Genomic DNA, 9,390 nt, shown 5'->3' with positions numbered 1-9,390 from the left:
TGGTCGACGGTCAGGTCGTCGACCAGCAGCCGCAGTGCGCTCAGCGACGCGTGGAGTCCGTGCCCTCCCCCCAGGGCGACGACGGCCTGGGCATCTGCCCCGGGTCGGTCGGCCCCGGCCACGCTCACTCCCGCCCGAGGTCTCGGTGGATCGCCTTCGCGTCGAGGCCGGCATCTCGCAGCCGCCTGGAGATCTCCTCCGCCATCGCCACGCTGCGGTGCTTGCCGCCCGTGCACCCGATTGCCACGCGCATGAACCTCTTTCCTTCGTGGAGGTAGCCCTTGGTCACTCCGATGAGCACCGGAACATACCCGCTCAGGAACTCCTCCGCACCAGGACGCGAGTAGACGTAGGCGGCGACGTCGGGATTGTCGCGTCCGTTGCCGTCCTTGAGCTCGGGAACCCAGTGAGGGTTCGGCAGGAACCGCATGTCGGCCATGAAGTCGGCATCGACCGGGATCCCGTACTTGAACCCGAAGCTCACCACCGACACCTTCAGCGTCGTCCGCTCCGGGGTGCCGAAGGCCTCGGCGATCCTCGCAGTGAGCTGGTGGACGTTGAGCTGGGTCGTGTCGATGACCAGGTCGGCGGCGCCGCGCAGGTTGGCCAACACCACCCGCTCACGCTCGAGCGCGTCCAGCAGCCGCTCGTTGCCGCGCTGCATGGGGTGGGGACGCCGAGCGGCCTCTTGACGACGCACCAGCGTGTCGTCGGCGGCGTCGAGGAACACCAGCGTCGTACGCCGCCCGGTGGCCTTCTTGGCCACGATCTCCTCGAGCTCGGCGAAGAACGACCCCGAACGTACGTCGGTCACGACCGCCACCGGCTGCTCCGGTCCCCGGGCCGCGTCGACCCGCTCGACCACCTGCGGGAGCAGGCTCGGTGGCAGGTTGTCGACGACGTAGTAGCCGAGATCCTCCAGCTCCTTGGCGGCGGTGCTCCGCCCGGCACCGGTCATGCCGGTGATGACGACGACCTCCCCCTTGTGCATGAACTACTCCTCGATGATCTCGCCGGTGGTGACGTTGATGCCGCTAACCTTGCCATTCTTCGACGACTGCTCCACAGCGGTCTTGATCGCTGTCGCGGTGGCGGGTCCGATGCCGGGCACCTGGGCGATCTCCTCGGCGGTCGCGGCGCGGAGCTTCTTCAGCGAGCCGAAGTGCTTCATCAGCGTCTTGCGGCGCACCTCGCCGAGGCCGGGTACGTCGTCGAGCAGGCTCTCCACCATCGACTTCGACCGGCGGCCGCGGTGGTGGGTGATCGCGAACCGGTGGGCCTCGTCGCGCACGCGCTGCAGCAGGTAGAGCCCCTCCGACGACCTCGGCAGGATCACCGGGTCCTCCTCGTCGGGGACCCAGACCTCCTCCAGGCGCTTGGCCAGGCCGACGACCGGGATGTCGTCGATCCCGAGCTCGGCCAGGGCACGCTGGGCCGCGGCCACCTGCGGCGCACCACCATCGACAACCACCAGCCCCGGGGCGTAGGCGAACTTGCGAGGCCGGCCGGTCTCCGGGTCGACCAGCATCGGCCCGTTGGCGCCTTCGACCTCCGTCGACACGATCGACGTCGACTGCTCGTCCAGCAGCCGCCTGAACCGTCGGGTGATCACCTCGTGCATCGCCCGGACGTCGTCGGAGCCGTCCTGACCCTTGATGATGAAGCGACGGTATTCCGACTTGCGGGCCAGGCCGTCCTCGAAGACCACCATGCTGGCCACGATCTCGGTGCCCTGCAGGTGTGAGATGTCGTAGCACTCGATCCGCAGCGGCACCTCGTCGAGCTCGAGCGCCTCCTGGATCTCCTCCAGCGCCCGGTTGCGGGTGGTCAGGTCGCTGGCGCGCTTGGTCTTGTGGAGGGCCAGGGCCTGCTTGGCGTTGTTCGCGACGGTCTCCTGCAGCGTCTTCTTGTCGCCGCGCTGCGGGACCCGGATCCGCACCTTCGCCTTGCGGACGTCGGTGAGGAGCTCCTCGAGCGTCTCGTGGTCGGGCGGCAGCGCCGGGACCAGGATCTCGCGCGGGATCGCCTCCGCGTCCTCGCCGGCGTAGAGCTGGAGCAGGAAGTGCTCGACCAGGCCGGCGGTGTCGGCGTCGTCCATCCGGTCGGCGACCCAGCCGCGCTGACCCTTGATGCGGCCGCCGCGTACGTAGAAGATCTGGACGCCGACCTCGAGCGGGTCCTCGGCCAGCGCGATCACGTCGGCGTCGGCGCCGTCGCCGAGCACCACGGCCTGTTTCTCCAAGGCACGCTGCATCGCGGCCAAGTCGTCACGCAGCCGCGCCGCCTTCTCGAAGTCGAGAGCCTCGGAGGCGGCGTACATCTCCTTCTCGATCCGCTTCGTGAAGGTCGTGGTGTGGCAGGCCATGAAGTCGCAGAAGTCGTCGACGATCTCGCGGTGCTCCTCGGGCGAGATGTTGCCGACGCAGGGCGCGGTGCACTTGTCGATGTAGCCGAGCAGGCAGGGTCGGCCGATCTGCTGGCTGCGCTTGAAGACGCCGTTGCTGCACGAGCGCATCGGGAAGACGCGCAGCAGGATGTCGACGGTCTCGCGGATCGCCCAGGCGTGGCCGTAGGGGCCGAAGTAGCGGGTGCCCTTGCGCTTGGCGCCGCGGCCGACCATGACCCGCGGGAACTCCTCGGAGACGGTGACCGCGAGCCACGGGTAGGACTTGTCGTCGCGGTACTTGACGTTGAACCGGGGGTCGAACTCCTTGATCCAGGTGTATTCGAGCTGGAGCGCCTCGATGTCGTTGTTGACCGTCGTCCACTCCACGCTGCCGGCGGTGGTGACCATCGTCGCCGTACGCGGGTGAAGGCTGGGGATCGGCTGGAAGTAGTTCGCGAGTCGCTGACGCAGGTTGATCGCCTTACCGACGTAGATCACCCGCCCCTTGGGATCGCGGAACCGGTAGACCCCTGGCTGGGTGGGGATGTCTCCAGCTTTGGGGCGATAGCTCTGCGGATCGGGCACGTCCCAACCCTAGTAGCGGGCACCGACAGTCTCCTCGCAGGCAGCACGGGCGATGCCCGGCCGGCTTGATCCGACCGGGCATCGCCGTGCCGTCGAGCAGGCGTCAGCCCAGCAGCTCCACCTCCGAGAGCGTGATCGGCTCCGCGGCGGGCCCGGTGAACTCGATCCGGATCCGGTTGAACCTCGACTCTGACTCGAGCTTGAACGGGCGGGCGGCCTGCTGCCAGTCGAACTTCTCACCCGAGCGCCGGTCGAGGACCTTCCAGTCGGTGCCGTCGTTGGATCCCTTGACGACCCAGCCGCTCGGGGAGCGCCCGTCGGCGCCGTTGGTGAGCGTGTAGAACGACACCGGCACCTTGGTCCCGGAGAACCGGTACTCCACCCAGCCGTCGCCGGCCACGGTGGTCTGCGTGCCGGAGTCGTTGTCGACCAGCCTCTGGCCGTCGTTGCCGCTGGTCGAGACCGTGCCCTTGCCGGCGCCCGACTTGTCCGCGATCGGCCTGGCCGGTGCCGCGCCGGTGGTCAGCGACGGCGGCACCGAGCTCGCCGAGGTGCCCCAGCGCGACGGCTTCGAGCCCATGTCGAACTCGATGGTGCCGCCGTCGGCGAGCTCCTTGTGGGAGACGTACGTCTTGTCCCAGGCCTTGCCGTCGATGGTGACGCCCTGCACGTAGACGTTCTTGGTGGAGTTGTCCGGCGCCTTGATCACCAGGTCCTTGCCGCCCTCGAGGTGGAGGGTGGCCTCGGTGAACAGCGGCGAGCCGAGCACGAGGTTCTCGCTGCCCATCTGGAGCGGGTAGAGGCCGAGCGCGGCGAAGAGGTACCACGCCGAGGTCTCGCCGTTGTCCTCGTCGCCGGCGTAGCCCTGCCCGATCTCGGAGCCGGTGTACATCCGGCGCAGGGTCTCGCGGACGATCTCCTGCGTCTTCCAGGGCTGACCGGTGTAGCTGTACATCCACGGGATGTGGTGGCTGACCTGGTTGGAGAAGCCCCACTGCCCCATGCGTACGTCACGAGCCTCACGCATCTCATGGATGATGCCGCCGTAGGAACCGGGGTACTCCCCCGTCTCCGGGGTGGCGAAGAAGGTGTCGAGCTTCTGCGCCAGCCCACCGCGACCGCCGTAGAGGTTGGCCAGGCCCTGGCCGTCCTGCGGCGTGTGGAACGCGAAGTTCCACCCGTTGGTCTCGGTGTAGTCGTGGTCGCTGCCCCACACCAGCGGGTTGTAGTCCGCCGGTGACTTCTTGAAGGTGCCGTCGGCGTTGCGGCCCTGGAAGAAGCCCACCTTGGTGTCGAAGGTGTTGACGTAGTTGCGGGCTCGGTTGAGGAAGTACTCCGACTCCTCCCGCAGCCGCTTCCGCTCGGCCGAGGAGATCCCGTCACGCTCGGCGAGCTTGGCAGCCATGTTCCCGATGCCGTAGTCGTTGATGTAGCCCTCGAGCCCCCAGGAGACGCCCTCGCTCACGGCCGCGGGGGTGTAGCCCAGGAAGACCGAGGTCTGCATGCCCTTCCGGCCGACGTTGGAGTTGGTCGCCGAGCCCGGCGGACGGACCGTGGCGTTCTTCACGGCGGCGGCGTAGGCGTCCTCGGCGTCGATGCCCTCCACGCCCTTGACGTACGCGTCGGCGAAGGAGACGTCCGAGCTGGTCCCGGTCATCAGGTTGGCGTAGCCCGGCGAGGACCAGCGCGAGATCCAGCCGTTGTCCCGGTACTGCTGCACGAAGCCGTTGACCATCTCGGCCGCCTGGCTCGGCTCCAGGAGCGAGTAGGCCGCCCAGGTGGTGCGGTAGGTGTCCCAGAAGCCGTTGTTCACATAGACCTTGCCGTCCTTGATCTCCGCCCCGGTGTGGGTGGGCGTGGTGCCCGGCGGGTTGGTGTCGCTGGAGGTGGACTGCACGGCGTGCTTCCAGACCGGCGCGTCCTCGGTGCCGGTGTTCTCGTGGCCCGAGTTGGGGTAGAGGAACAGGCGGGCGAGGTTGGAGTAGACGGTGGTCTTCTGGTCCTTGGTCGCCCCTTCGATGTCGAGGACGTCGAGCTTGTCCTGCCACAGCGCCTTCGCCTTCTCCTTGATCGTGTCGAAGGAGTCGTCGGCGACCTCGAGGTCGAGGTTGCGCTTGGCCTGGTCGATGCTGATCAGGCTGGTGGCGATGCGCATCGTCACGGTCCGGTCCGCACCGGCGTCGAACGCGAGGTGGCCCTGGACGTCGGGGCGCTCACCGGTGGCGTACTTGCCGCCGCCGGTGACCGGCTGGTCGAAGGTCGCGTAGACGTACATCCGGGTGGCGCCGTTGGACAGGCCGCTGCGGGTGTCGGTGAAGCCCGACAGCGTCCCGGTGGCCGGGTCGAGGGTCAGGCCGCCGTTGTTGTTGACGTTGTCGAACACCAGCCGCGCGGAGTCACCGGGGTAGGTGAACCGGAACACGGCGGCGTGGTCGGTCGGCGCGATCTCAGCGGTCTGGCCGTTGTCGAAGCCGACCTTGTAGTAGTAGGGCCGAGCGGTCTCGTTGTCGTGCTCGAAGGTGAGCGCACGTGCCCTGCGGCCCGGGTCGGGAACGCCCTCGGCGGACGACGGCATCACCTGGAAGGTCTGCCGGTCCCCCATCCACGGGCTGGTCTCGTGACTCAACGTCAGTGCCTGCAGGCTGGTCCGGTTCTGAGCGTCGTTGTCCTGGTGGTAGCGGTAGAACCAGGACAACGAGCCGGCGTTGGTCATCGGGGCCCAGAAGTTGAAGCCGTGCGGGACCGCGGTCGCCGGGATGTTGTTGCCGCGCGAGAAGCCACCGCTGGAGTGGGTGCCACGGGTCGTGACGGCGTAGTCGACGGTGCTGGTGACCTGCGGTTCCTCCGGGGAGGCCGTGATCGCGATGTCGTCGTACCAGCCGCGGAACTTCGTCGGGCCGGTCGGCGCGTCGACCGCGACCAGGATGCGGTCGATCGTCTTGCCGGCCGCGACCTCGCCGATGACGGACGTCTTCTTGTTCCACTGGTTGGTGTAGAGCGACTTCGACTCGCCCTGACCCTCCGGAGACAGTACGTAGCCCTCCGCATCGAGCGCGCCCAGCTCGGAGAGCAGGGTGCCGTCGGTGAAGGCCAGGTCGACCGCCGTGTAGGTGCTCGGGTAGCTCAGGTCGCCCTCGATGAACTCCGGGAAGACCAGGTAGGACAGCTCGGTCTCCTTGCCGACCGGGATGTCGACGTCGAAGACCCGGTTGTAGGAGTGGCCCTTGTCGCCGGTGATCTTGCCCGCGTACTCGAAGGCGTGCACTCCGGTGAAGCCGACCTTCGACTTCGCGGCGTACGCCGAGGCGGGGCCGTCGTCGGGGTGGCTGGTCATGTTCTTCAGCGGCGGCGGGGGCTCGGAGCCGTCGGAGAGCTGCCACTCGGCGAGCTGGATGATGCCGCCGCTCTGGTTGGCGGAGATGTCGATGCGGTAGTGGGAGTAGGCCTGCGGCGAGGCGATCTCGAACTCGCGCGTCTGGAACCGCTCGTCCCAGGACTGGCCGGTGCGGCGGTCCACCGTCGTCCAGTTCTGACCGTCGGTGGAGCCCTGGATCACCCAGTCCTTGGGGTCGCGCTCGGCCGCATCGTTGGCAGAGGTCAGGGCGTACCTGACGACGCTGATGGGCTGATCGAGCTTGATCTGCACCCAGCCGGTGGTCGCGAAGGTGAGCCACTTGGTGTTGATGTCGCCGTCGACGAGCTCGGCGGCTCCCTCTCCGGAGCCGGTGTTCTCCCCGCTGGCGGTGACGCCCGTGATGTGCTCACCGATGTCGCCCGGGATGCCGAAGGGGTCGGGGCCGGCGACGCCGGCGGTGCGCGGGTTGCCGTCCTCGTCGGTGTCGACGAGGTCCGCCCAGCTGGGCTGGGGGTCGTCCTCCTCGAAGGAGGTCGCCCAGTCACCGCCTTCGGCGGCCTGCTGGGGATCGGCGGTGTCGCTCTTCGGCGCGGACGGCTCGGGAGCTTCCGGGGTCGCGAGAGCGGGCGCGGTGCCGCTCATTCCGACCGTCAGTGCCGCCGTCGCGGTGATCATCGCGGCCAGGCGGCGGACAGCCCGGCCTCGGGTTCTGGGTGATGGTGCGTCCCAACGGTGCATCGGTGTGATCTCCTTCACATGGGGGCCATCCCAGATGGAACCGCTAGATGACAACGTTGTCAACGAGTTTGTGAAGGATTTACGTGGAGCGTCTCTTGCTTCTTCCCTAAGCACGAGAAGATTCGAGACATCGTTGTCACGCTCGGAGATGCGTCTACGCTGAGCACGTGGCCACGTCCGACCAGACCCGTCAGCAGCGCCGCCCGACCATGAAGGACGTCGCGGCGGCCGCCGGAGTGAGCCTGAAAACCGTGTCCCGGGTGGTCAACGGCGAGTCGAACGTCAACGACGACCTCCGGGCAGCGGTGCTCGAGTCGATCGCCCAGCTCGGGTTCCGCCGTAATGCCAGCGCCCGCGAGCTCCGGCAGGGACGGTCAGGCACCGTCGGGCTGCTGCTCGAGGACGTCGCCGACCCGTTCTACTCGATCCTGTCCCGCGCGGTCGAGGACGTCGCCCGGGAGCACGGGACGATGGTCTTCGCCGGATCCTCCGCCGAGGACGCCGACAGGGAGCGCGACCTCGCCCTCGCGTTCTGCGAGCGGCGCGTGGACGGCCTGATCATCGTGCCGGCCGGCTCCAGCCACTCCTACCTCCTCCCGGAGATGCGGGCCGGCATCCCGGTCGTGTTCGTCGACCGCCCGCCCGGCGACATCGAGGCCGACGTGATCCTCACCGACAACCGCGGCGGCAGCCGGCGCGGGGTCGAGCACCTGCTCGAGCACGGACACCGCCGTATCGGCTTCATCGGCGACGCGCCGGAGATCTACACCGCCGGCGAACGCCTGCGTGGCTACCGCGACGCACTCGAGTCCGCCGACATCCCCTTCTCCGACGACCTCGTCACCCAGGCTCCCCCGTCCTCGGCGTCGACCGCCGAGGCGCTCGACCGGCTGCTCGCCGGACCGTCGCCGGCGACCGCGCTGCTGTGCGGCAACAGCCGCACGACGGTCAGCGTGCTGCGGGAGCTCGCCCGGCGCTCGACACGACTGGCCCTCGTCGGCTTCGACGACGTCGAGCTCGGCGACCTCCTCCAGCCCGGGCTCACCGTCGTCGCCCAGGACCCCGGCGCCATGGGCGCGGCCGCAGCCAGGCTGCTCTTCCAGCGCATCGCCGGCCCGACTTCCGGACCGCCTCAGACGGTCACCATCGGCACCCGGCTGATCCCCCGGGGCTCCGGAGAGCTGGCGGCTCCCTGAGTCTGGGGAAATCCCGCCGCGTCACCCTGGGTTTTAAAGTCTAGTGGTCTAGTATGGTTATGTGCCTTGTCGTGACCGCTACGGATACGCGCTGACCACCAGTGACGAAGCCGCCCTGGCCTACTCCCAGGGGCTGCTCGACGTGCTTCGCCTGCGTGACGGCGCCCTGTCCTCGTTCGGGGCCGCGATCGTCCTCGACCCGACCTTCGCCCTCGGTCACGCCGCGCTCGCCCTGCTCGGACACGAGATGTGCGCGCCCGTCGACGTCGCCGCGCGACTGCAGCAGGCCCGGCTCCACGCGCGTCGGGCGACCGAACGGGAGCGCAGTCACGTCCACGCCGTCGAGGCCCACATCGGCGGCAACCCGCGGCCGCTGATCGACCATCTCGCAGCGTTCCCGCGCGATGCGCTGCTCCTGTCGACGGCCGTGCCGACCATCGCCTTCGCCGGGGCCACCGAGGTGCCCGAGGAGGCGTGGGCGATCGTGGAGCGCGCTGCCCCCGCCTACGGTGACGACTGGTGGTTCGCCGGCCTGCTCGCGTTCGTACGCCAGGAGCAGCGCCGCTTCGACGACGCGATGTCACTCTCCTGCGCGTCGTTGGCAGTGGAGCCCGGAGCCGGTCACTCCGCCCACGCCCGCGCGCACGCCCACTACGAGACCGGCGACCACGAAGCGGGCCTCGCCTGGATGTCGTCGTGGGTGCTCGGCGACGGCGCCGAGATCGACTCGCTCTCCCACTTCTCCTGGCACGCCGCGCTCCATGAGCTCTCGCTCGGCGACCTGGAGGCCGTACGCCGCCGCTACGAGACCCAGCTCCAGCCCGGCCGCGCGCTGGGCTGCCGGGCGCTGGTCGACTCCGGCTCGCTCCTCTTCCGCTGGGCGCTCACGCCGGGCGCGCACGACGTCCCCGACATCGCCGAGGTCGTGCGCGTCACCGGCCGCGAGACGATGATCCGCCCGGCCACGCCGTTCCTGGCCATGCACACCGCCGTCACCCATCTCGCCACCGGCAACGCCGGCGCGCTCGACGAGCTGCGCTCGTGGGCCGCGGGTCACGTACACCCGACGATGGCCACCGTCGTCTCCCCCCTCGCCGAGGCGCTGGGCATGATGGCCCGCGACGAGAACT

At 69.0% G+C, this 9,390-nt stretch carries 5 protein-coding genes; 2 read left to right on the top strand and 3 right to left on the bottom strand.

Annotation, left to right across the window (positions count from 1 at the left end; genetic code table 11):
* Positions 1–124: 124 nt before the first annotated feature.
* The 3 genes from rapZ to ACFVJS_RS23280 form a co-directional block, all read right to left on the bottom strand.
* On the bottom strand, positions 125–991 hold the full coding sequence (rapZ, locus tag ACFVJS_RS23290; protein WP_350658997.1) for an RNase adapter RapZ: 867 nt from the start codon (positions 989–991) through the stop codon (positions 125–127).
* A gap of 3 nt (positions 992–994) precedes the next feature.
* Positions 995–2,971, bottom strand: a complete 1,977-nt coding sequence (gene uvrC, locus ACFVJS_RS23285) for an excinuclease ABC subunit UvrC (RefSeq protein WP_378885502.1) — start codon at positions 2,969–2,971, stop codon at positions 995–997.
* A 103-nt stretch (positions 2,972–3,074) separates the two neighbouring features.
* Complete coding sequence (locus ACFVJS_RS23280; protein ID WP_378885500.1) at positions 3,075–7,001, bottom strand: GH92 family glycosyl hydrolase; 3,927 nt, start codon at positions 6,999–7,001, stop codon at positions 3,075–3,077.
* 230 nt (positions 7,002–7,231) lie between these two features.
* Here ACFVJS_RS23280 and ACFVJS_RS23275 point away from each other — a divergent pair, with 230 nt between their 5' ends.
* A complete protein-coding gene (locus ACFVJS_RS23275) occupies positions 7,232–8,260 on the top strand; it encodes a LacI family DNA-binding transcriptional regulator (RefSeq protein WP_378885499.1) in 1,029 nt (342 codons plus the stop codon).
* A 61-nt stretch (positions 8,261–8,321) separates the two neighbouring features.
* Positions 8,322–9,390: pyridine nucleotide-disulfide oxidoreductase (locus ACFVJS_RS23270; RefSeq protein ID WP_378885498.1), on the top strand; the 1,069-nt coding region annotated here is incomplete at its 3' end.

The sequence above is a fragment of the Nocardioides sp. NPDC057772 genome, assembly GCF_042798075.1.
Classification (GTDB): Bacteria; Actinomycetota; Actinomycetes; order Propionibacteriales; family Nocardioidaceae; genus Nocardioides.
The sequence above is the reverse complement of the archived record's forward strand: the minus strand, read 5'-3'. Positions and strand labels throughout refer to the sequence as shown.

What these genes read in the sequence shown, in the direction of transcription:
- ACFVJS_RS23280 (WP_378885500.1), bottom strand. Translation starts at nt 7,001, where the DNA reads ATGATCACCGCGACGGCGGCACTGACGGTCGGAATGAGCGGCACCGCG.
- rapZ (WP_350658997.1), bottom strand. Translation starts at nt 991, where the DNA reads ATGCACAAGGGGGAGGTCGTCGTCATCACCGGCATGACCGGTGCCGGG.